Below are 22516 nucleotides of genomic sequence, written 5' to 3' on the forward strand. Positions count from 1 at the left end.
ACCCCACCGACGACCATCTCGAACGGAGCCCCTCATGACCATTCTCGAAGCCATCCAGCCCGCGACCGGCGGACGTACGATCACCGACCCGGCGACCGGCGAGGCCGTCGGCCGGGTCGCGGAACCCGGCGTCGCCGACCTCGACGCCGCCGTCGCTGCGGCCCGTGCCGCCCAACCGGGATGGGCCGCGCGGGGCGACGCCGGGCGCGCGGCGCTGCTGAGCGCGGCCGCGGACGCCGTCGAGGCGCACGCGGAGGAACTCGCCGTGCTGTTGTCGCGCGAACAGGGGAAGCCGCTGAACGGGCCCAACGCCCGGTTCGAGCTGGAGGCCTGCGCCACCTGGCTCCGTGCGACGCTCGCCGTGCCGCTCGACCCCGAGGTGGCGGTCGACGACGGCGAGACCTACGCGGAGATCCACCACCGCCCGCTCGGCGTCGTCGGTGCGATCGGCCCGTGGAACTGGCCGATGATGATCTCGATCTGGCAGCTCGCCCCCGCTCTGCGCATGGGGAACACCGTCGTGATCAAGCCCAGCGAGTACACCCCGCTCTCCGTGCTCGCCTTGGCGCACGTGCTGAACACCGTGCTCCCCGCCGACGTGCTCGTCGCGGTCCCCGGCGGCCGCGGCGTCGGTGAGGCCCTGTCCTCGCATCCAGGTATCGACAAGCTCATGTTCACCGGCTCCACCGTCACGGGAAAGGCGATCATCCGCGCCTCGGCGGATTCCGTGAAGCGGGTCACCGTGGAGCTCGGCGGCAACGACGCCGGCATCGTCCTCGACGACGCCGATCCCGCCGCGATCGCCGAGGGGCTGTTCTGGGGTGCCTTCATCAACACCGGCCAGACGTGCGCCGCGCTCAAGCGCCTGTACGTGCCGGATTCGCTGTACGACGCCGTGTGCGACGAGCTGACGAAGGTCGCCGCCGAGATGCCGATGGGCGTCGGGCTGGACGAGCAGAACGTACTGGGGCCCTTGCAGAACCGCCAGCAGTACGACATCGTCGCGGGTCTGGTCGACGAGGCGCGCGCGGGCGGCGGCCGGGTACTGATCGGCGGCGACCCGGCCGACGGGCCCGGCAACTTCTACCCGGCGACGCTGGTCGCGGACCTGCCGAACGACAATCCGCTCGTCGCTCAGGAGCAGTTCGGGCCCGCACTGCCGATCGTCCGGTACTCGAGCCTCGACGAGGCGATCGCCTGGGCGAACGGCCTCAACGTCGGTCTCGGTGCCTCGGTGTGGACCCCGTCGCCTGCGCGCGCCCGCGACGTGGCCCTGCGGCTCGACGCGGGCACCGTGTGGATCAACGAGCACGGCGCCATCGACCCGCGGGTGCCCTTCGGCGGCGCCAAGCAGTCGGGTTACGGCGTCGAGTTCGCGCGCGCGGGCCTGCTCGAATGCGCCCAGCCCGTCGCGATCAAGGGCGCTGCGGGCTCGTTCGCCCCATCGGCCTGAATGCTCGCGCCCGGTCTGCCGGAAACACGCTGGCCACGGCGGGCCTACGAGCACGGCACTACACGGTTTCGCCGTCGATCGCGCACAGCTTTCGTCCTGCAGTGCTGAGCCGGAAGCGCAGCGGTCTCAGGGAGACGATCTCGACCAGCCCCGCATCAACGAGGGTCTGAGTCTTCGTCCTGACGGTGCGTTTGGAACGAGGTCCGGCGTCCGTGAGCTCGTCGAGTGTGACGGCGCCGGTGTACCCGAACAAGGCCACTTGCCCAAGCGCATAGAGGATTCCCCGGTGGTCGTCGTCGACGGGCGTGTGGGCCGGCGCGGCCTCGCCCACGGCGTCGGTCAGTGCGTCGAGCGCTGCCCTCCGGTCGGCGAGGTCGGTCGTGACGCGGTGCAGCGACTCCGAGACGATCTCCAACAGGGTCTCGACGAACGGCGTCGCGTCGGCGCGGTTGAGCGGATGTTCGACATCGGCGAACGCCTGGTAGTACCGGTCGCGGTTATCGAAAATTGTCGAGGACAGCGCGAACCACGAGATCGGCGAGAGCCGCTCGGCGAGGTCGAGTGCCAGAAGGAATCGACCGGTTCTGCCGTTGCCGTCGTAAAAGGGGTGAACGACCTCGAAGATCAGGTGCGCAATCGCCGCGCGGATGAGATGCGGGACCTCGTCGTCGCGGCGTTGGGCGAGCATGACCGTCAGACCTGCGTCGATCGCGGCCTCGGGCACCACACCCGTGTGGACCACCTTCTGCCCCGAGGTGATCCTGACTATGTCTGCTCGGAACCGGGCACCGTCGGGCGCATCTCGCGGGTCGATCTCGCCGTGCGTCACCGCGTCGTACAGGCGACGGACGTCATCGAGGGTATCGGGAGGCGACACGCTTCGGTCGCCCAGCGCGGCGTAGAGCCGGACCATTTCCCGGAACCGGCGATCGCCCGCCGGCTCATCCGTCAGCGACTCCAGGGCGTCGGCGATCTCGCGGCGCGTCGAGTGGACGTTCTCGATCTCGTTGGTCGCCTGGATCTCCTCGATGATCATCGAGGAGAAGTAGTGGCTCCGGGCGACCGGCAGGAGTTCGGTCCAGGTCTCCGCCACACGCGCATCGAGCATCATGATCCGCTCGGCCAGAGCCGTGATTCGTGGCGTCGTCAAGCAGAACAGCGCGTGTTCACCGATGCGGAACTCCCACGAGAGCGCAGCGGGTGAGGACCTCCGCGATGCCTCCTCGGCATCCGCTCCGGAAGTGTCGCGTTGGTGAAATATCGATCTGAGCGTGCGGTACGCCACGATGCACCCTCCGATAAGTGGCAAGCCTGGACTGTTTGTCGAGTATGCCACGGAGTGGCTGTTACTTAAATGGAATTTTCCCCTGGTTTTGACAATAAGGATGATGCGGTGCCGTCCCGGTGTCAGCTGACGACGTCCTTCGTCCGGAAGCCGCGCACGGCGAGGGCGAAGAGGACGATGGCGATGCTCACCGACAGCGACGCCCCCTGAGCCATCGCCGCCCACTCGATGCTCGGCTGCAGCAGGTCGGTCCAGGCGTACTGCCAGTGCGCGGGTAGCGCTGCGCGCAGGCCCCCGAGCGCGGTGACCTGGTCGAGGACGCTGCCGATCACCGTGAGGCCCACAGCCCCGCCGACCGCCGCGAGCGGCGCGTCGGTGCGGGTGGAGAGCCACAGGGCGAGCCCGGCGGTGGCCAGCTCGGAGACGATGATGAAGCCCGCCGCGAGCAGCAGCCGCCACAGGCCGTCGGCCGCCGGAATCGCGGTGTTCGCGGGCGTCTGCAGCGGCCCCCAGCCGTAGGCGAGGGTGCCCGCGATCAGCGCGACCGCCGTGAGCAGGGCCACCGAGGCGACCGACAGGATCAGCGCGACGATGGCCTTCGTCACCAGCAGCCGCGTCCGCGGGACGGGCGCGGCCAGCAGGTACCGCAGCGACGACCAGTCGGCTTCCGAGGCCACCGCGTCGCCGAAGTACAGGGCCACCGGGATCACCAGCAGGAAGCCGGTTCCCGCGATGAGCACGGTGGCGGTCAGATTGAGCCCGGACGCGGTCGCGACGTCGAACATCGACGGCCGTCCGTTGCCGCCGCTCCCGTCGTCGGTGCCCACGGCGAGCGCGATGATGAGCACGATCGGCAGCGCCGCGAGCAGGGCCGCCATCACCAGGGTGCGGCGGCGCTTCAGTTGGCGGGCGAGTTCCACGCGCACCGTCAGCGTGTGCCCTGGCGCGTAGCCCGGGGCCGCGCCGTGCGTCGCGTCGCGCGCGGCCGCGGAGTCCTTCGTGGTGGTCATGCCCCGTCTCCCGTCAGCTGGAGGAACGCGTCTTCGAGGGTGCGGGAGCCGCCCTCGCCCGCCTGCACGATCTCGTCGACGGTGCCGGCGGCGATCAGCTCGCCGCGGCGCAGCACCACGACGTGCGTGCAGGTCTGCTCGACCTCGGCCAACAGGTGGCTGGAGACGATCACGGTGCGGCCGGTGGCCCCGTAGCGCACGATCGCGTCCCGCATCTCGCGGATCTGCGACGGATCGAGGCCGTTCGTCGGCTCGTCGAGGACCAGCACGTCGGGCAGGCCGAGCATGGCCTGCGCGATCGCGAGGCGCTGCCGCATGCCCTGCGAGTACGTGCGCACGGGGCGCTCCAGGGCGGAGCCGAGGTCGGCGATCTCGAGTGCCGCCTCCAGATACGCGTCCTCCGCGGGGCGGCCGGTCGCGCGCCAGTACAGGTCCAGGTTCGCGCGTCCCGACAGGTGCGGCAGGAAGCCCGCGCCCTCGACGAACGCGCCGACGCGCGAGAGCACCGGGGCGCCGGGACGGATCGCGTGCCCGAAGACCCGGATCCCGCCCTCGTCGGGCGTGATGAGGCCCATCAGCATGCGTAGCGTCGTCGTCTTGCCGGCGCCGTTGGGCCCCAGGAGGCCCAGGACCTGGCCCCGGTCCACCCGGAAGGTCACGTCGCGCACGCTGTATCCGTCGCCGCCCGCGTATTTCTTGGACAGCCCGGTCACCTGCAGCGCGACGTCGGCGAGTGCCGGGTCGGCGGGTTCGGCGGACCGTGGTCGGCGCACCAGCAGCAGTGCCGCGGCGATGGCCAGGGCGACGAGCGGCAGCACCCACACCCAGGTCGGCAGGGGCGCCGGGGCGGTCTTCAACGCCGGAACCTCGGGAACCGTCAGTGGGCTCGTCACCGTGACCGTGTGCGTCGCAGGCGCGCTCGGCGAGAGGTAGGCGAGGTCGGTGGTCGCGAGCGCCAGCCGCATCCGGTGCCCGGCCGCGAACTCGTGGTCGATGACGGGCAGCCGGATCGTCGCGGTCGCCGAACCGCCCGTCACGGGTATGCGGATCGGCGCGGCGAGCTGCTGCGGCAGGATCTGGCTGCCCTCGGGGCCAACGTCGTAGAGCTTGGCGAACAGCACCGCCTCGGGTGCGGCGGAGTCGAGCCTGATCGTCACCGTCGGGGCACCGGTGACGGTGACGGGCTCGCTCAGCGGCTCGGAGTCGACCACCGCGGCCTGTGCCGGGAGGTCGCGCGAGAGCCCGAAGGAACCGAGGGCGGCTGCGGAGGAGGCCAGGCCGCCGAGGCCGGGGACGCCCGAGATCGACGGTGGCGCACCGCCCGCCGGGTTCTCCGCCCGCTGCGGGGTGCGCGGCAGGTCGACGGTCCGCGTGATGGTCCCGGCGAGGCCGGGGTAGGCGTCGGTGCTCGACGCACGGATGGTGCGCTCGCCGGTCTCGCGATCGACACCACCGGACCGGGAGACCTGGAACGCGGGCACTGCGGGGGCATCGCCGCCCTTGAGGTAACGGTCGAACCACTCCGCCGTGCGGGCGTTCACGCGGGCGTCCTCGGCGCTGCCGGCGTCGTGGCCGCCGGCGATCCAGTCCACCGCGACGGGCGCGCCGTTCGCGGCGATGCGCCGTGCCGCCGCATCGGCGTGCTCCAGCGGGAACAGCGAGTCGAGCTCGCCCTGCGCGAGGTAGGTGGGGACGCGGATGTCCGCGCCCACCGTCGCCGGGCTACGGGCGGCCAGGAGTGCGCGGTCCGCGTCGGTGAGGGCGCCGCCCTGCGCGATCCGCGTGTACATCTCGCAGACGGCGGGTTCGAACCTCGCGCAGCCGCCGCCCATCGTGAACAGGATGCCCGCCCACTGCTTCTTGTAGACGCCGCCGGGGAAGAGCGCCTGCTCGAGGTCCCAGTAGGTGATCCGCGGGGCGATCGCGTCGACGCGCTTGTCGTGCCCCGCCAGGAGGAGAGCGAGCGCGCCGCCGTAGCTGCCGCCGGCGACACCGACGCGCGGATCGCCGGGCCGGTCCTGCTGCACGTCGGGGCGCGCGGCGAGCCAGTCGAGGAGCTTGCGTGCGTCCGCGACCTCGGCGTCGGGGGAATCGAGGCCGACGAGGCCCGTCGACTTCCCGAAGCCGCGGGCCGTGTACGTGAGCACCGCGTAGCCCCGCCCGGCCAACTGTTCGGCTTCGTCGCGCACGTCCTCCTTGGAGCCGCCGAAGCCGTGCGCGAGGAGCACCGCGGGGGCGGGGCCGGCACCGTCGGGCCGGAAGAAGGAGGTGTCCAGTTCGACCCCGGCCCCGCCGATCGTCTGGTCTGTGCGCTGGAACGACGGGGCGCTCCTCCCGCCCAGGCCGCAGGCCGCGAACGCGGCGAGGAGGATCGCGACGGCGACCAGCGCGGCACCGGTGACGAGCGGGCGCGCTGCGGCGCCGCGCAGAGCGCGAGGTGGGGGCACTCGACCAGGATATGTGCGCTCGTCGGTGCTCGCCGCTGCCTGGATTCCGCTCACGGCGAAAAAGGCTTTGCGATAGGTCATCGGCGGCTGTCAGAGTGGGATCCGGCACTGCACGGGGAGCGGCCGGAGCGGGGTACCGCGACCGGTTCCGCGGGTTCGAACCGGCAGAACCGACCAGTGGCACGGCCCCACGGGGCCCAGAGGGTTCGAGTCCCTTGAACGCCGTTCCGCCGGAAGCGCGGGCGGCGGCGGCCCTGCGATGCCCCGGCCATTACCCGGGACATCCCGCCGTCGCTGCCCGCCCGGCGGGGCGGTGCCGCCGCCACCGAGGCCTCCGGGCCGCCACGAGAGGAGATCCACCGTGTCGATCATGACCGCAGTCCGCGGCCGACGCATCGTCGTGCCGGTGGGCCGCCGCGCCGTCGAGTACCGGGACGGCGCCGTCGCCCGCGTCCTCGGGCCCGGCCCTCATCGGGTCCGCCGGGCGCACACCGTCGTCCCGGTCGTCGTCGCCGAACGGCTGCTCGCCGTCGCGCCGCAGGAGGTCGTCACCGCGGAGTCCGTCCCGGTCCGGGTGTCGATGGCGCTGCGGGTCCGTGTCACCGACCCGGTCGCGTACCTCGAGCGCGCCGCAGATCCGGACGCCGTGGTCTACCTGGCCGCGCAGGTCGCGCTGCGGGAGGCGTTGGGCGGCATCGGCATCGATGACCTGGCGCGCCGCACGGCGGCCGTCGACGCAGAGTCGATCCGTTCGCGCGTCGACCCGACCGCCGAGGCCGTGGGCGTCGAGGTGCTCACCGTCGTGGTCAAGGACGTGGTGCTGCCGGCCGAGATCCGGAGCGCCGCAGTGGGCCTGCTCACCGCCAAGGCGCGGGGCGCCGCCCGGCTGGAGGAGGCGCGCGCCGAGACGGCGGCGCTGCGGGCCCTCGCCAACGCCGGCCGCATGCTCGACGGCTCGCCGGCGCTGGCCCGGATCCGGATGATCGAGGCGGCGCCGCCCGGCGCGACGATCGTCCTCAGCGATACGGGTCGGTGACCTCGCGCAGCTTCAGCAGCGCGGTGCGCAGGTCCCGATAGGCGGCGGCGCCGAGGTGGTCCTCCCATTCCCGCTCCACGAGGGCCACCTCGGCGTTCGCGACGGCGGCGACCCCGGCGCCACGAGCGGACAGGCGGATGAGCCGGGCGCGGCCGTCGGCGGGATCGGGGACGCGCTCCACGTATCCCGCGCGCTCGAGCTGATCGACCAGGAAGCCCGCGGTCTGCTTGGTGACCTGCGCCTGTTCGGCGAGGTCGGTGAGGCGGGTGCCCGCGGGTCCGATGCGTTGCCCGATGCGCGCCTGCGCGAGCGTGATGTCCGTGTAGCCCGCGTCTTTGGCCGCGGTCATGGCGCGCGTCTCCATGGCCCGGTACGCGACGAACAACATCACTCCGGTTCCGATCTCCACCCTTGCAATGGTACAAGAGGCTGACTAATATTGGTCAGAGAATCTGACCGATGGAGGTCGTCATGGACGAGCAGCAGGCCTGGCGGGTGATCGCGGCGCAGCGGGTCGCCATCGCGGACCTCCTCGACGGGCTGACCGCGGAGCAGTGGGCCGCGCCATCGCTGTGCGCGGGCTGGACGGTGACCGACGTCGCCGGCCATCTCGCGGCGGTGCTCCGCCCGGCGCCCGCGGGGGCGATGGTCTCGGCGGCCCTCCGAGCCCGCGGCCGGCTGCACGGCATGATCGACCTGCTCTCCCGCGAGGCCGCGGCCGAGTACGGCACGCGGTCCGCCGCGATGCTGCGCGACGAAGCCGGTAACACCGCGCTGCCACGGCTGACGAACTGGCGGAACATCCTGTTCGACACGCAGATCCACGCCCAAGACATCGCCCGCCCGCTCCGGCTGGAGCTGCCGATGGACACCGCAGCTGCGGCGCAGGGCGCCGAGCGGATCTGGCGGGTCGGCCACCTGTTCGGCGCGCGGAAGAGGTTCGCGGGAATGCGGTTCGCCGCCACCGACGTCGACTGGTCCGCCGGTGACGGGCCCGTCGTGCGCGGTCCGATCGCCGACCTGCTGCTGGTGCTGTCCGGCAGGCCCGCCGGTCTGTCCGGGCTCGACGGTGCCGGCGTGCCCCTGGCCGTGGCGCGGCTCGGCGTCACCGGGTGACCCGCGGCGTCAGTCGTCGCTGAGCATGTCCTTGACCATCGGGACGACCTTCTCGCCGTAGAGGGTGATCGACTCCATCAGGTCGGCGTGGGTCACCGGCTGGTCGTACTTGAGGTCGAACCGGTCGACGCCGAGCGTGCGGACCGTCGCCGCGATCCGGCGCGCGACCGTCTCCGGTGAGCCCAGGTAGAGCGAACCGGTCTCGACCTCACGCTCGAAGTCGCCCGGAGCGGGAGGCGGCCAGCCCCGCTCGGCCCCCATACGGCGGCGCATCCGCAGCCAGCCGTTGTGGACCAGTTCGCGGGCCCGCTCGTCGGTCTCCGCGACGAGCCCGGGGGAGTGCACCGCGATCGGTTTGCGGGGCAGTCCGAACTCGTCGAGCGCGCGGGCGAACAAGTCCGTGTAGGCCGCGAACCGGTCCGCCGGGCCGCCGATGATCGCGAGGAAGAGGCCGAAACCGTACCGGGCGGTGCGGACGACCGATTCGGGGCTGCCGCCCACGCCCACCCACGCGCGAATGCCGTCGGCCGTGGTCGGGTACACCCGCTGGTCGGTCAGCGGCGCGCGGGTGGTCCCCGACCAGGTGACCGGCTGCTCGGTGAGCAGCGCGGCGAGCAGCTCGAGCTTCTCCTCGAACAGCACCTCGTAGTCCTGCAGGTCGTAGCCGAACAGGGGGAAGGACTCGGTGAACGAGCCACGCCCCGCAACGATCTCGGCGCGACCGTTCGACACGGCATCGAGTGTCGCGAACCGCTCGTACACGCGCACGGGATCGTCGGAACTCAGCACGGTCACGGTCGAGCCGAGCCGGATGGTGTCGGTGCGCGCCGCGATCGCGGCGAGCACCATTTCCGGACTCGATACGGCGAAGTCGGCGCGATGATGCTCGCCGACACCGAAGAAGTCGAGGCCCGCGCGGTCGGCCACGACGGCCTCCTCGACGAGGTCGCGGATCACCTGGGGATGCGGCAGCGGCTCGCCCTGTGCGTCCTTGGTGACGCCGCCGAACGTGTCCACGCCGAACTCGGGAAGCTTCATGTCAGTCATAGTACCGGTATAAACGGACTAGGGTCCGAATCTATTCCGGTGGCTCAGACGACGCCGTGCAGCGGCGGCCGCTCCTCGTTGAGCGTGAATCGGCCCAGGTGGTGGAGCTTGTATCGCACCGGATCGTGCAGCGTGTGAGTGCGCGCATCGCGCCAGTACCGATCCAGGCCCGCATCGCCCGCGGCGCTCCGCGTGCCACTCACCTCGAACAGCGCCGACGGCACCTCGACGGCGGCGCGGTCCGCGAGCACTTTCGCGGTGGCGACGGCGAGGGAGGCCTCCGCCGCGGCGTCCGGTCCCGGCGTCGCGAACACGGCGTCCACCGCTCGCGCCGCGACGGTCAGTGCCGCCTCCGCGGCCCGCACCGTCACCGTCAGCTCGCCGAAGCGCTGGATCACGAGCGGATCGTCCTGCGCGCGGTCGACGCCGGCCTCGAACCAGGGCCGGGACCTGGTGCGGACGAAGTCGGCCGCGGCCTCGAGCGCGCCGCGGGCCACGCCGGCGTCGATGGCGACGTGCAGCAGCTGCGCGAAGGCTCCGTAACCGGTGGGCTCGGAGACCGCGGGGGTGCGGGGCAGGATCGCGTCGCGCGGGACTGCGACGTCGTCGAAGCGGACGGTGCCGCTGCCGGTCGTGCGTTGGCCCAGGCCGTTCCAATCGTCGGCGATGGCGATGCCGGGGGTGTCCGCGGGGACGAAGGCGACGACCTGCTCGTCGGAGTCCGCGTCGCGGGCGAGCACGGCGAGGAGGTGTGCGTAGGGCGAACCCGTGCAGTAGAACTTCTCGCCGTCGAGGCGCGCGCCTTCGGGGGTGCGCGTCAGCGTGGTCGCCACATCGGCGACCGTCCTGCCGCCCTTCTCGGACTGCGCGTTCGCGATCCGCGCCCCGTCGAGAACCTGCTCGAAGACCCTGCGCTGCAGCCCTTCCGGCCCAGCCAGGCGCAGGGCGGTGAGGTACACGTAGTGGCTGTGCGGGATCTGCGCGAGCGAGCCGTCGGCGGTCGCGAGGGTGCGGAAGACCTCGGCGACGACGGACGGCGGCAGGTCCGGCCCGCCGAAGCGGGCAGGCACCGTCAGCGCGAACAGCCCGGCGTCGGAGAGGTATTCGACCTCGGCGTGCGGCAGTCGCCGCTCCCGGTCCCGCTCCGCGGCACCGTCGGCGAACCGCGCCGCGAGTTCCCGCGCCGCGTCGACGGCGGCCTCGGCGGAGTCGATCGCGGACGCGAGGGTCACACCAGTGCCCCGGAGCGGCTCGCCTCGATCTCGCGGACCAACGGCAGCACCTTCTCGCCGAAGTACTCGATCTCCTCCTGGAAGTGCAGGAAGCCGCCCAGGATCAGGTCGACGCCGAGCTCCTTGTACGCGACGATCCGCTCGGCCACCTGTTCCGGCGTGCCGATCAGCTGCGTGCGGAAGCCGTCGTTGTACTGAACGAGGTCCTCGAACGACGAGTCCGCCCACATGCCGCGGCCGTCCGAGGTGGACTTGCCGGCCTGCTGGACCGCGTCCCGGAAGCCCTCGACCGCGGGCTTGTTCGCCTTCTCGACGATCTCGCGGAGGGTGTCGCGCGCCTCCTTCTCGGTGTCGCGGGCGATGATGAAGCCGTTGAGGCCGAACTTGACCTCGCGCTGCGCCTCCCGGGCCACTCGGCGCAGGTCGTCCAGCTGGTCGGTGACGCCGTCGAAATCCTTGCCGTTGGAGAAGTACCAGTCGGCGTACTTGCCGCCGTTGACGCGCGCGGCGGAGGAATTGCCGCCCTGGAACAGCTCGGGGTTGGGGCGCTCGGGGGTGTTGAGGGGCTTCGGCTTGAGCGTGAAGTCGCGGATGCGGTAGAAGTCCCCGCCGAAGTCGACGTTGTCCTCGGTCCAGATCTTGCGGATCACCTCGAGGAACTCGGCGCTGCGGCGGTAGCGCTCGTCGTGCTCGAGCCACGGCTCGCCGAGCGCCTTGAACTCGCCGGCGAACCAGCCGGAGACCACGTTGATCGCGAACCGGCCGTTCGAGAGGTGGTCGGCGGTGGCGCCGAACTTCGCGAGCACCGCCGGGTGCCACAGGCCGGGGTGCACGGCCGCGATCACCTTCAGCTTCTCCGTCGCGCCGAGCAGCGCGAGGCTGAACGAGGTGGACTCGTGCTGGTACTCGGCACCGTAGCTGGCCATGTACCGCACCTGCGAGAGCGCGTACTCGAAGCCCACGCGCTCGGCCGTCTGCGCCAGCTTCTTGTTGTACTCGAAGTCCCAGCTGGTGCGCTGCTCGATGTCGCTGGTCACCAGGCCGCCCGAGACGTTGGGCACCCAGTAGGCGAACGTGATCTGGTCGGCGATCTTCTCGGTCGTCATCCGTGCAGTCCTTCTGTGCGGCTAGGAGGTGGGGGAGAGGTCGGGCAGGAAGGCACCGCGGACGGGCTCCGACGATGCGCCTGCCGCGTTGAGGAGGCCGCGGGCCGCGAGGCGGGGGCGGACGCCCTCGCCGAAGTGGTAGGCCTCCTCCAGGTGCGGGTAGCCCGAGAGGATGAAGTGGTCGAGTCCCAGCTCGGCGTACTCGGCGATGAGGTCGGCGACCTCGTCGTGCGAGCCGACGAGCGCCGTGCCCGCGCCGCCCCGGACGAGGCCGACGCCGGTCCACAGTCCCGGGTACACCTGGAGCGAGCGGGCATCCGCCGCCTCGTCGAACGCGGCGCCGCCGCCGTGCAGTTCGCGCATGAGTCGCTGCCCCTCGGACTCGCTCCGGGCCAGGTTGGCCTGCGCCGCGCGCACCGCCGCGGGATCCAGGTTGCCCAGCAGTCGGTTCGCCTCGGCCCAGGCCTCCTCGCTGGTGTCGCGGGAGATCACGTGCAGTCGGATGCCGTAGGTGAGCTCGCGGCCCTGCGCCGCGGCCAGCCCCCGGATCCAGTCCAGCTTCTTCTTCACCTGCGCGGGCGGCTCGCCCCAGGTGAGGTAGGTGTCGGCGTGCTTCGCGGCGACGTCGCCCGCGGCGGGGGAGCTGCCGCCGAAGAAGATCGGGGGCGCGGGGTCGGGGCGACGGGCGAGCAGGGCGTTCTCGGCGGAGACGTACTCGCCCGTGACGTTCACCGGCTGGGTCGAGGTGAACAGCTGCCGTGTGATGTCGAGGAACTCGCCGCAACGCGCGTACCGCTCGTCCTTGGTCAGGGTGTCGCCGAAGGCGCGCTGCTCGGAGGACTCGCCGCCGGTCACCACGTTGAGCAGGACGCGCCCGCCGGACTGCCACTGCAGCGTGCTCGCCATCTGGGCCGAGAGCAGCGGGCTGACCAGCCCCGGGCGCAGCGCGACCAGGAACTTCAGCTTCTCGGTGGCCTCCGTGAGCAGTGCGGCGGTGAGCCAGGCGTCCTCGCACCACAGCCCGGTCGGGATGAGGACGGCCTCGAACTCGTTCGCCTCGGCGGCCAGGGCCAGCTGCTTGAGGTAGTGCAGGTTCGCGGGGCGATCACCGCTCATCGAACTGCCGTGCCCGCCCGCCATGAGGTTCCGCGAATCGCCGTACGTGGGCAGGAACCAGTGCAGGTGGAGAGGTGTGCGCGAGCTCACGTCGGCCTTCCGTTGGGGGAGCGGTGGATACGAAGCGCCAGTTCACCACCGCGCGGTCCCGGAGGCCAGGTTTCGACTCGCGCTGCGTCGAACGTGCGGACCTACCGGTCAGTAGCTAAGCTAGAGAAAGAGTTAGTTAGAGTTCCGTAGTGAAATGAGGTGTCAGATGTCGATCGAAACGGTGTGGGGCGACGACCCCGCGATCACCGGCGCTGCCGCGGCCGGTACGGCCGATGGACGGGCCGAGCGGCTTCCCCAGGTGATCGCCCGGATCTTCGCCCGCTACGCGGACCGCCCGGCCTTCGCGACCCGCGACGGCGGACCCCGCGCGCCGTACGCCACCGTGACCTACGGCGAGGTCTGGCGCCGGGTCACCGCACTGGTGGCCGCGTGGCGCAGCGAACTCGAGCCGGGCGACTTCGTCGCGATCCTGGGATTCACCAGCGCCGACTTCGTCACCGTCGACCTCGCGACCACGCTGCTCGGCGCGCCGAACGTGCCGCTCCAGGCGGGAGCCCCCGCGGCGCGGATCGCCGCGATCCTCGATGAGACCCGGCCCAAGGTCTTCGCCGTCAGCGCCGACCAGGTCGGACTCGCCGAGCAGGCACTCGCAGAATCCGCCGCGACGCCCCGCGTCGTCGTCTTCGACGGTGAACACGCGGGCTACGAGGGCATCGAGGCCGACGTCCTCGCGGGCGGGGTCCTGCCCGCGCCGGAGTTCTACGCACCCGAGCCGGGGAACGATCCGCTCGTGACGCTCATCTACACCTCGGGCAGCACGGGCACCCCGAAGGGCGCGATGTACACCGAACAGCTGGTCTCCGACGCCTGGCTCAAGGTGGACAGCATCGTCGACATCGACCTGCCGTCCGAGTCGCTCCTGCACTTCCTGCCCATGAGCCACATGTACGGCCGGAACTGGCTCATCGCCGGCCTCGCCTCGGGCGGCACCGGCTACTTCGCCGGTGCGTCCGACATGTCGACGCTGTTCGACGATCTCGCCGCCGCGCGCCCCACCGCGCTCGGGCTGGTGCCCCGCGTGTGCGAGCTGATCCACCAGCGGTTCCTCGCCGCCGAGGCCGAGACCGACACGGAGACCGCGCGCGCCGAGCTGCGCGACCGGGTCCTCGGCGGCCGCCTCCAGGCCGCGATGTGCGGCAGCGCCGCCCTGTCCGCCGAGCTGCAGACCTTCATGGAATGGCTGCTGGGCGTCGAGATCCAGATCGGCTACGGCTCGACCGAGGCCGGCGGCGTCCTCCGCGACGGCGCGATCGTCCGCCCGCCGGTGACCGAGTACAAGCTCGTCGACGTCCCCGAACTGGGCTACTTCGTGACCGACTCACCGCACCCGCGCGGCGAGCTCCTGGTGAAGTCGACCCAGCTGATCCCCGGGTACTACAACTCCGACAAGCGGATTCGCGACGAGGAGGGCTTCTACCACACCGGCGACGTCATGGCCGAGCTCGCGCCCGACCGCCTCGAGTACGTCGACCGCCGCAGCAACGTGATCAAGCTGGCACAGGGCGAGTTCGTCCCGATCGCGCAACTGGAGGCGACCTACGCCGCGGGGCCCGACGTGCATCAGATCTTCCTCTACGGCACGAGCGAGCGCTCCTACCTGCTCGGCGTCGTGGTGCCCGCGCCCGGCCCCGACGGGGAGAGCGACGCCGCCGCCCGCGTCCGCGTGCTCGACGGCCTTTCGGCGATCGCCCGCGAGAACGACCTCGCCTCCTACGAGGTGCCGCGCGACGTGATCATCGAGCGCGAACCCTTCTCCCAGGAGAACGGCCTGCGCTCGGGCATCGGCAAGCTCGTCCGGCCGGCGCTGACCGCCCGGTACGGCGCCGAGCTGGAGGCGCTGTACGTCGCCGCCGAGGAGCGCCGCCGCGACGGCCTGCGCGCCCTCGATGCCGACGGTTCCGTGACGGAGACCGTCGTGCGCGCCGCCGCCCTGACCCTCGGCGTGCTGCCCGAGGAGCTCGACGAGGACACCCGGTTCCTCGACCTCGGCGGCGACTCGCTGTCCGCCCTGTCGCTCGCGACCACGCTCGAAGGGATCTACGACCTGCCCGTCCCGGTGCAGGCGATCGTCGGCCCCACCGCGACGCTGCGCGGCGTGATCGCGCACATCGAGGAGGCCCGGGCGGGCGGCGTGCAGGCACCCACCGCGGCGTCGATCCACGGCCCCGACGCCGAGGTGGCCCGCGCCTCCGACCTGCGGCTCGACCGCTTCATCGCCCCGGCGCTGCTGGCGGCGGCACCGTCGCTCCCCGCCCCGCACGGCGAGCCGTCGACGGTCCTGCTCACGGGCGGCACCGGCTACCTCGGTCGGTTCCTCCTGCTCGAGTGGATGCGGCGCGTCGCCGCACACGGCGGCACCGTCGTCGCGCTGGTGCGTGGCGCCGACGCCGACGACGCGCGCCGCCGCGTGTTCGCCGCGATCGGTACCGCCGATCCCGCGCTGACGGAGGAGTTCACCGCCCTCGCCGAGCGTCATCTCGAGGTCGTCGTCGGCGACTTCGGCGCACCGTCGCTGGGGCTCGACACCGCGACCTGGGAGGCGCTCGCGGAGCGCGTGGACCACGTCGTGCACTGCGGCGCGATGGTCAACCACGTGCTGCCCTACGACCAGCTGTTCGGCCCCAACGTCGTCGGGACCGCCGAGATCGCGCGGCTCGCACTCACCGTCCGGCGGAAGTCGATCGACTACGTGTCGACGGTGGCGGTGGTGCCGCAGGACGACGGCCGCCTGCTGGCGGAGGACGACGACGTCCGCGTCGCGGGTGCCGAGCGGCGGATCGGTGCCGACGCCTACGCCAACGGTTACGCCGTGAGCAAATGGGCGGGCGAGGTCCTGCTCCGCGAGGCGGCCGATCTCGCGGACCTCCCGGTGCGGGTCTTCCGGTCGAACATGATCCTGGCCCACAGTCGATTCCGTGGGCAGTACAACCCGGTGGACCAGTTCACCCGGCTGCTCCTGAGCATCGCCGAGACGGGCCTCGCGCCCGCCTCGTTCTCCGCCGACCCGACCGGGCCGCGTGCGCACTACGACGGCCTACCGGTCGACTTCTCCGCGGAGGCGATCACCCGACTCGGCGCCGCGGGCCGCGTGGGCTTCCGCACGTTCCACGTGCTCAACGTCGCCGAGGGCGGCGCGGGGCTCGACGACTTCGTCGACTGGATCGCCGAGGACCGCCCGATCGAGCGCATCGCGGACTACGCCGAATGGCTCGCGCGATTCGAGGCGGCGCTGCGGGCACTGCCCGCGGAGGACCGCCACCGCTCCGTGCTCCCGCTGCTGCACTCCTTCGCCCGGCCCGCCGAGACCGGTGCGGGCGCGGCGCTCACCGCCGACCGGTTCCGGGAGGCGGTGCGCGAGGAGAACGTGGGCCCGGGGGACGTCCCGCACCTCGATCGCGCGCTGATCGAGCGGTACCTCGACGGATTCGCGGCGACGGGGTGGCTCGCGTAATCCGCCGTCCGCGGTGTGACACGCGCGCCGCGGAACGGCCAGTCATCCACAACTAAGCGTATGTAACTTCTTTTCTCCACAGGGCCCGCCCGGGACGCCGTTCCGGGCGGGCCCTGCACGCGAGACTCGGCGACGACGGCCGGGAACCGCCGACCGTCGCGAATCGACGAGGAGGCGACCATGCCCGGGGTGCTTGTTTTCGCAGCGGGGAACGTCACGAATGATCTGACCTACCGGGAGTCGGCCCGCGATCAGCGGCACGACTTCCTGAGCTTCACGATGGCGGCCAACAACGGCTACCTGGACGACAACGGCGAGTGGAAGCAGACCAGCACGGTCTGGCTCAACGTCAAGGCCTTCGGCGCGCTGGCCCGCAACGCGCGCGCCGTGATCGCCAAGGGGCGGCCGGTCATCGTGCACGGCGAGCTCAAGCACGAGACCTTCGACGGTGCCGACGGGCAGCGCCACAGCTCGCTCGACCTCAAGGCCGACGCGATCGGCCTCAACCTGCGGATGTGCGCGAGCCAGTACGTCGGCACGGGGGAGCGGTACCGCGAGGTCACTCCGCCGCCGCTCGAGACGGTCTCGGCCGGGCCGGACACCGCCCCCGCCACCGGGGACGGCGGCGTTCACGGCGAGGGCGAACCCGGGCGCGACGGGCTGGTCGTCGTCCAGGGTTTCGCGGAGGGCGGCGACGCTGCCGGCCGCGAGCCGGCAGCGGTGGGCGGCGCGCCGGACTACTAGGCCGGCGGCGCGATCTGCGCGTCCCGCCCTGGTTGCGAGGTGCTGCAGTCAGGCCCGGTTGCGGGCGCGACGATCGTGGCCGGCGATCGCCACCGGTACGCCGACCGTGTGCAGCACGACGCTGCCCAGGACGACGAGAACGGCGAGGGTGAGCGTCAGGTCGGCGACCGGGCCGTCGGGCAGCGTGTTGAAGGCGATCAGCGCGAAGACGATCGTGGACGTGCCGCGCGGGCGGAGCCACCCCAGTTGGAGCACCTCCCGCCGCGGCAGGCCGCTCCCGGCCATCGCGACGCCGATCGGGAGCACACGGATCACGGTCAGCGCGGCGGCGACGAACGCGACGGTGCGCCAGTCGACCCCGTCGAACAGACCGACCACCGCGACGGATCCGAAGACGAACCACATGGCGGCGGTGAGGAGGAAGCCCAGGTCGTCGGTCAGGCCCACGTCGTCGGAGGTGTCGGTGCCCCGCCGCAGGCGGTAGACGATGCCGCAGACGAACGCGGCGACGAAGCCGTTGCCGCCGAGCCCCACCGCCGCGGCGTACGTCAGGAGCGGGGTGGCGGCGATCGCCAGCCGGCGGCCGCTCTCCGAGGCGAGGCCCGCCGTTGCGGTGTACCGCACGCCGCCCGCGATCGCGGCGCCCAACGTTGCGCCCACCGCCAGCGCGATGGCGGCCTGCGGGGCGGCGGCGAGGAGCGCGGGCGCGGGATCGTCGTCGCCGTGGCCCGGGCCGGCCCAGTACAGCGCGAACAGGAACACCGGGGTCACGAGGCCGTCGGTGTACCCGGATTCGACGGTGAGCACGTCGCGGACCCGCGCCGGCACGTGGCGATCGCGGAGGAGCGAGGGCGCCGACGCGAAGTCGATCGGGGTGATCACGCACGCGACCAGCAGCAGTACCGCCCACCCCAGATGGGGGAGCAGGAGCCAACCCACGACCAGCGACAGGGCCAGGCTCACCGGGAGGCCGATGAGCAGCGACCGGAGCACGAGCCGCGGGTGTCGGCCGAGGAGCGATCCGCGCACGTGCGTGGCGTCCACGAACAGCAGCACCGCGAGGATGATCTCGGCGGCGCGCTGCGCCGCGCCGGTGTTCAGCGCCTCCGCGATCGCGCCGTGCGCGCCGACCCCCACAGCACCGCCGGCCAGGACCATGACCAGCGGCGCGGACACGCCCCACCGGTCCATCCGCCCCGACAGCAGGCACCAGGTCAGGAAGGTCGCCGCTGCGATGAGGGTCGCCGGAATCACGTCGCGATTATTCCGTACGCGGTTCCTCACACCGCGTGGTGCGGTGGCGTGAGTTCGAGTTCACGGGGCGGACACCGCGGGAACCGGCGGCGCAACATCGGCTGCCTACCTTCGACGCGAAAGAGATCGTCGACCATCGGGAGGTCTGGACATGAGCCGATCACACACGATCACGGACTGGGATCCGGAGAACCGGCAGCAGTGGGAATCGGGCGGGGAGAAGATCGCCAAGCGGAACCTGCTCTGGTCCGTCGTCGCCGAGCACGTGGGCTTCTCCGTCTGGTCCCTGTGGTCCGTCATGGTCCTGTTCATGCCGCAGGACGTCTACGGCCTGAGCACGGCCGACAAGTTCCTCATCGGTGCCACCGCCACCCTGGTCGGTTCCTGCCTGCGGATCCCGTACACGCTGGCCACGGCCCGTTTCGGCGGACGCAACTGGACGATCTTCAGTGCCTTCGTCCTCGCGGTCCCGGTGATCGCCACGATGGTGATCCTCGCCAATCCGGGGCAGCCGCTGTGGATCTACCTCGCCTGTGCCGCGCTCACCGGCTTCGGTGGAGGCAACTTCGCCTCGTCGATGACCAACATCAACGCCTTCTTCCCGCAGCGGCTCAAGGGCTGGGCCCTGGGGCTCAATGCGGGCGGCGGCAACATCGGCGTCCCCGCGGTCCAGCTCGTCGGCCTCCTCGTCATCGCGACCTTCGGCAACCGCGAGCCCTACTGGGTGTGCGCCGTCTACCTCGTGCTGCTGGCCGTGGCCGGAATCGGTGCCGCGCTGTTCATGGACAACCTGCAGGTCCCCACGGTCGATACCGCCGCGATGCGCGCCGCGACCAAGGACCGCGACACCTGGATCGTCTCCCTGCTCTACATCGGCACCTTCGGCTCCTTCATCGGCTTCTCCTTCGCCTTCGGCCAGGTCCTGCAGGCGACGTTCCGGGCCGGCGGCGAGACGGCCGCGCAGGCCTCGCTGCACGCCGCGCAGATCGCCTTCCTCGGCCCGCTGCTGGGCTCGATCTCGCGGGTGTACGGCGGCAAGCTCGCCGACCGGCTCGGCGGCGGCCGGGTGACCCTGTACGTCTTCGCCGGGATGATCGCCGCCGGCGGCGTCCTCATCGCGGCGGCCACCACCGCGGGCTCCGGGGCCCCGTCCGGCGCGGTGCTCGGCGCCTACGTCCTCGGCTTCATCGCCCTGTTCCTGCTCAGCGGCCTGGGCAACGGGTCGGTGTACAAGATGATCCCGTCGATCTTCGAGGCCAAGGCGCGCTCGCTCGACGCCGACGAGGCCACGCGCACGCATTACTCCCGCGCGATGTCCGGCGCCGTGATCGGTATCGCGGGTGCGATCGGCGGCCTGGGCGGCGTCGGGATCAACCTCGTGCTGAGGGCCTCGTACCAGTCCTCCGGTACCGCGACGATCGCGTTCTGGGTGTTCGGCGCCTTCTACGTCCTCGCTGCTTTCGTCACCTGGAAGGTGTACGTGCGTACGCCGGCGCCGCACGGGCATGGGACGCTGGAGCACACGTCGCGCGACGATGCGCTCACCGTCGCCGACACTCGATGACCGCCCCACCGAAGGAGCCCGATCCGATGACCGAGGCGCCCGCCCGCCCCCTCCTCGGATTCACCGTGGCCATCACGGCCGCGCGCCGCGCCGACGAGCTGGCCACCCTGCTCGAACGGCGCGGCGCCGCCGTGCTCGCGGCGCCCGCGATCGCAATGGTCCCGCTCTCCGACGACGAGCGGCTGCGTGCCGCGACCGAGGAACTCCTCGCCACCCCGCCCGACCTGTTGGTCGCGACCACCGGCATCGGCTTCCGCGGCTGGCTCGAGGCGGCCGAGGGCTGGGGGCTCGCCGAGCCGCTGCTCGCGGCGCTCGGTGCCGGCCGCGTCATCTCCCGTGGGCCCAAGGCCACGGGCGCCCTCCGCGCCGCGGGCCTGCGCGAGGAGTGGTCGCCGGAGTCCGAGTCCTCGGCCGAGGTGCTCAGCCACCTCTCGGGCACCGACCTCACCGGGCTCCGCGTCGCGGTCCAACTGCACGGGGCAACCGACAAGTGGGACCCGAACCCCGGTCTCCTCGACGGGCTGCGCGCGCTCGGCGCGGAGATCGTGGAGGTCCCCGTCTACCGCTGGGAGCGGCCGGCCGACCTCACCGGCCTCGACCGGATCGTCGAGGCCATCGCCACCTCGTCCGTCGATGCCGTCACCTTCACCTCCGCGCCCGCCGCCGCCTCGGTCCTCGAGCGCGCCGCCGAGCTCGGGCTGGACGGTGCCGTCCGCGGCGCCCTGGGCGGGCCCGTCGTGCCGTACTGCGTGGGTCCGGTCACCGCGACCCCGCTCGACCGGCTCGGCGTCGCCTCCGTCACCCCTGAGCGCATGCGCCTCGGTGCCCTGGCGCGGCTCGTGGAACAGGACCTGCCCGACCGCCGTCCCGACCTTCCGGTCGCCGGCCACCGGCTGGGCCTCCGCGCGCGGGGCGCGGTCGTCGACGGTGAGGAACGCGAGCTCACGCCCACGTCGATCGTCCTGCTGCGCCTGCTCTCCCGCGAACCGGGCGCGGTGGTTTCCCGCGAGGACCTCCTCGCCGCGCTCGGTGGCGACGACCCGCACGCCGTCGAGGCCGCCGTCGCGCGGCTGCGCTCGGGCCTGGGGCACAAGGAGATCGTCGCCACCGTGGTCAAGCGGGGCTACCGCCTCGCGATCGATGAGGAGCACTGATATGGGAACCCTCCTGGTGGCGCACGGCACCCGCAGCGAGCACGGCGTCGCGATGGTCGGCGACCTCGCCGCCGCGATGTCCGCGCGCCTGTCCGAGACCGTCCGCGTGGCCTTCGTGGACGTCCTCGGCCCGACGCCGGCCGAGGTCCTCGCCGAGCTCGATCACGAGCCCACGGTGGTCGTGCCCGCGTTCCTGTCCAGCGGCTTCCACGTGCGCCACGACCTGCCTCGCGAGGTCGCCGAATCCGGTCACCGCGCCGCCACGGTGACGCCCGCGCTCGGTCCGTCGCCGGAGCTCGCCCGCGCCATGCTCGGGCGCCTGCAGGAATCGGGGTGGCAGCGCGGCGACGCCGTGGTCATGGCGGCTGCCGGAACCCGCGACGTGCACGCCCAGGGCGAACTGCGGCGGACCGCCGCGGCGCTCTCCGCCCTGGTGGGCAGCCGGGTGTCCATCGCCTTCGCCGCGCCCAGCCAGCAGAGCGAGGGCTACCCGTCGGTGCCGGAGGTCGTCGCCCGCGTCCGGTCCGACGGTGCGCAGTCCGTCGCGGTCGCGTCCTACCTCCTGGCCGAGGGCCTGTTCCAGCAGCGCCTGCGCGACGCCGGCGCCGACGTGGTCGCCGCACCGCTGGGCCTGCACCCGTCCGTGGTGCGCCTCGCGTGCCTGCGCCGCAGGCACGCCGGGATCGTCGCCCCGGCCGGCGTCGAAGCGGTCGCCGGACACTGAGTCCCGGGGCGGCCCGCAGGGATCAGGAAAGGTTCTGCACGAGGAAGATTCCGCCCCACAGCAGGACCCTCAGCACGGCCAGTACCCCCGCGACCAGGGCGAGCAGCGCCAGCGCCGGGATCCTCCGCGGCGGTCGGGTGGGGAGCGACTGTGGCGCGGCCGCCGGAGCTTCCGGGGTAGGGGCGAGTGCCTCGGCGAGAGCAGCGGCGAAGCCGGCCGCGGACTGGAACCGGAAGGCGGGGTCGCGCGAGGTCGCCCGTGTGAGCGCTGCCTCGAGCCCCGGGCCGAGATCGGGCCGCGCCCGCCGGGCGTTGGCGATCCCGAAGGAGTTCGGCGCCTCCCCGGTGAGGAGCGTGTACGCGGTGCTGGCCAGGGAGAAGACCTCGGAACGCGCGTCGGGCGGAGCCCCGGCGAAGATCTCCGGGGCGGCGTGCGCGCCCGTGTCCGGGACGTGGCTCAGCGTGGCTGGATCGGCGAGGGCGATGCGGCCGTCCGGCAGTTGAAGGATCGCGGCGGGACTGAGCCGGCCGTGCGGGCGGCCATCGGCGACGCGCTGGTCGACCTCGTCGGCCGCTGCCGAGACGACGTGCGCGACCTCGTCCGCGGGGAGCCGCCCGCTGGTGCGGACGCGGGTCGCGAGATCGTCGCCGTCGGTCATCGGATCCT

Annotated in this window: 18 protein-coding genes; 8 read left to right on the plus strand and 10 right to left on the minus strand. The window is 72.2% G+C overall.

The features are described from left to right. Positions 1 to 34: 34 nt before the first annotated feature. Positions 35 to 1453 carry an aldehyde dehydrogenase family protein gene (locus BLW32_RS08775; protein WP_068742602.1) on the plus strand — a complete coding sequence of 473 codons (1419 nt, stop codon included), beginning with the start codon at positions 35 to 37 and terminating at the stop codon, positions 1451 to 1453. 58 nt (positions 1454 to 1511) lie between these two features. Here BLW32_RS08775 and BLW32_RS08780 read toward each other — a convergent pair whose 3' ends face one another. The 3 genes from BLW32_RS08780 to BLW32_RS08790 all read right to left on the minus strand — a co-directional run bounded on the left by BLW32_RS08780 (position 1512) and on the right by BLW32_RS08790 (position 6195). Then, positions 1512 to 2738, minus strand: coding sequence for a Fic family protein (locus BLW32_RS08780; RefSeq protein WP_068526422.1), 1227 nt, complete (start codon positions 2736 to 2738; stop codon positions 1512 to 1514). A gap of 122 nt (positions 2739 to 2860) precedes the next feature. After that, entirely contained in the window at positions 2861 to 3748 is an 888-nt protein-coding gene (locus BLW32_RS08785; RefSeq protein WP_068742601.1) for an ABC transporter permease, read from the minus strand. Beyond that, a complete protein-coding gene (locus tag BLW32_RS08790; RefSeq protein WP_231857430.1) occupies positions 3745 to 6195 on the minus strand; it encodes an alpha/beta fold hydrolase in 2451 nt (816 codons plus the stop codon). Before BLW32_RS08790 ends, BLW32_RS08785 begins: the two co-directional genes overlap by 4 nt. 370 nt (positions 6196 to 6565) lie before the next feature. On the opposite strand from BLW32_RS08790, the gene BLW32_RS08795 reads away from it, so the two are divergent. Further along, complete coding sequence (locus tag BLW32_RS08795) at positions 6566 to 7231, plus strand: SPFH domain-containing protein (protein WP_074850959.1); 666 nt, start codon at positions 6566 to 6568, stop codon at positions 7229 to 7231. Here the strand turns inward: BLW32_RS08795 and BLW32_RS08800 are convergent. Further along, positions 7212 to 7619: a MarR family winged helix-turn-helix transcriptional regulator gene (locus BLW32_RS08800; protein WP_068742691.1), complete on the minus strand. Its 408-nt coding sequence runs from the start codon at positions 7617 to 7619 to the stop codon at positions 7212 to 7214. The two genes, BLW32_RS08795 and BLW32_RS08800, sit on opposite strands and share 20 nt — an antisense overlap. A 71-nt stretch (positions 7620 to 7690) precedes the next feature. On the opposite strand from BLW32_RS08800, the gene BLW32_RS08805 reads away from it, so the two are divergent. Next, entirely contained in the window at positions 7691 to 8347 is a 657-nt protein-coding gene (locus BLW32_RS08805) for a maleylpyruvate isomerase family mycothiol-dependent enzyme (protein ID WP_068742600.1), read from the plus strand. A 9-nt stretch (positions 8348 to 8356) separates the two neighbouring features. Here the strand turns inward: BLW32_RS08805 and BLW32_RS08810 are convergent, their stop codons facing one another. From BLW32_RS08810 to BLW32_RS08825, 4 genes are read right to left on the minus strand one after another with little or no spacing between them, the layout of a single operon-like run. Continuing rightward, on the minus strand, positions 8357 to 9394 hold the full coding sequence (locus BLW32_RS08810; protein ID WP_068742599.1) for an Atu2307/SP_0267 family LLM class monooxygenase: 1038 nt from the start codon (positions 9392 to 9394) through the stop codon (positions 8357 to 8359). Positions 9395 to 9438: 44 nt separating this feature from the next. After that, positions 9439 to 10626 (minus strand): SfnB family sulfur acquisition oxidoreductase, encoded by a 1188-nt coding sequence (locus BLW32_RS08815; RefSeq protein ID WP_068742598.1) that lies wholly within the window; start codon positions 10624 to 10626, stop codon positions 9439 to 9441. Continuing rightward, positions 10623 to 11732 (minus strand): dimethylsulfone monooxygenase SfnG, encoded by a 1110-nt coding sequence (gene sfnG, locus BLW32_RS08820; protein ID WP_068526428.1) that lies wholly within the window; start codon positions 11730 to 11732, stop codon positions 10623 to 10625. The genes BLW32_RS08815 and sfnG overlap by 4 nt, the downstream gene beginning before the upstream one ends. A 21-nt stretch (positions 11733 to 11753) precedes the next feature. Further along, entirely contained in the window at positions 11754 to 12872 is a 1119-nt protein-coding gene (locus tag BLW32_RS08825) for an LLM class flavin-dependent oxidoreductase (protein WP_068526502.1), read from the minus strand. A 232-nt stretch (positions 12873 to 13104) separates the two neighbouring features. Between BLW32_RS08825 and car the strand changes: the two genes are divergently transcribed. Together car and BLW32_RS08835 are read left to right on the plus strand one after the other, a co-directional pair. After that, positions 13105 to 16410 carry a carboxylic acid reductase gene (car, locus tag BLW32_RS08830; RefSeq protein WP_068742597.1) on the plus strand — a complete coding sequence of 1102 codons (3306 nt, stop codon included), beginning with the start codon at positions 13105 to 13107 and terminating at the stop codon, positions 16408 to 16410. Positions 16411 to 16590: 180 nt separating this feature from the next. Further along, positions 16591 to 17154: a single-stranded DNA-binding protein gene (locus BLW32_RS08835; protein ID WP_068742596.1), complete on the plus strand. Its 564-nt coding sequence runs from the start codon at positions 16591 to 16593 to the stop codon at positions 17152 to 17154. 48 nt (positions 17155 to 17202) lie between these two features. On the opposite strand, the gene BLW32_RS08840 is transcribed toward BLW32_RS08835, so the two are convergent. Continuing rightward, positions 17203 to 18408 carry a cation:proton antiporter domain-containing protein gene (locus tag BLW32_RS08840; protein WP_074850461.1) on the minus strand — a complete coding sequence of 402 codons (1206 nt, stop codon included), beginning with the start codon at positions 18406 to 18408 and terminating at the stop codon, positions 17203 to 17205. A gap of 151 nt (positions 18409 to 18559) precedes the next feature. Here BLW32_RS08840 and BLW32_RS08845 point away from each other — a divergent pair, with 151 nt between their 5' ends. Genes BLW32_RS08845 through BLW32_RS08855 form a run of 3 tightly spaced genes read left to right on the plus strand, consistent with a single transcriptional unit; the run spans position 18560 to position 21850 of the window. Beyond that, a complete protein-coding gene (locus tag BLW32_RS08845) occupies positions 18560 to 19972 on the plus strand; it encodes a nitrate/nitrite transporter (protein ID WP_068526431.1) in 1413 nt (470 codons plus the stop codon). Positions 19973 to 19998: 26 nt separating this feature from the next. Next, positions 19999 to 21126, plus strand: a complete 1128-nt coding sequence (locus BLW32_RS08850) for a uroporphyrinogen-III synthase (protein ID WP_068742689.1) — start codon at positions 19999 to 20001, stop codon at positions 21124 to 21126. Position 21127: 1 nt separating this feature from the next. Then, the gene (locus BLW32_RS08855; protein WP_068526432.1) at positions 21128 to 21850 is read left to right on the plus strand and encodes a sirohydrochlorin chelatase; all 723 of its coding nucleotides are present in this window, start codon (positions 21128 to 21130) and stop codon (positions 21848 to 21850) included. A 22-nt stretch (positions 21851 to 21872) separates the two neighbouring features. Here BLW32_RS08855 and BLW32_RS08860 read toward each other — a convergent pair whose 3' ends face one another. Beyond that, the gene (locus BLW32_RS08860) at positions 21873 to 22508 is read right to left on the minus strand and encodes a protein kinase family protein (protein ID WP_068742595.1); all 636 of its coding nucleotides are present in this window, start codon (positions 22506 to 22508) and stop codon (positions 21873 to 21875) included. Positions 22509 to 22516 lie beyond the last annotated feature (8 nt).

Source organism: Tsukamurella tyrosinosolvens, from assembly GCF_900104775.1.
Lineage (GTDB): Bacteria > Actinomycetota > Actinomycetes > Mycobacteriales > Mycobacteriaceae > Tsukamurella > Tsukamurella tyrosinosolvens.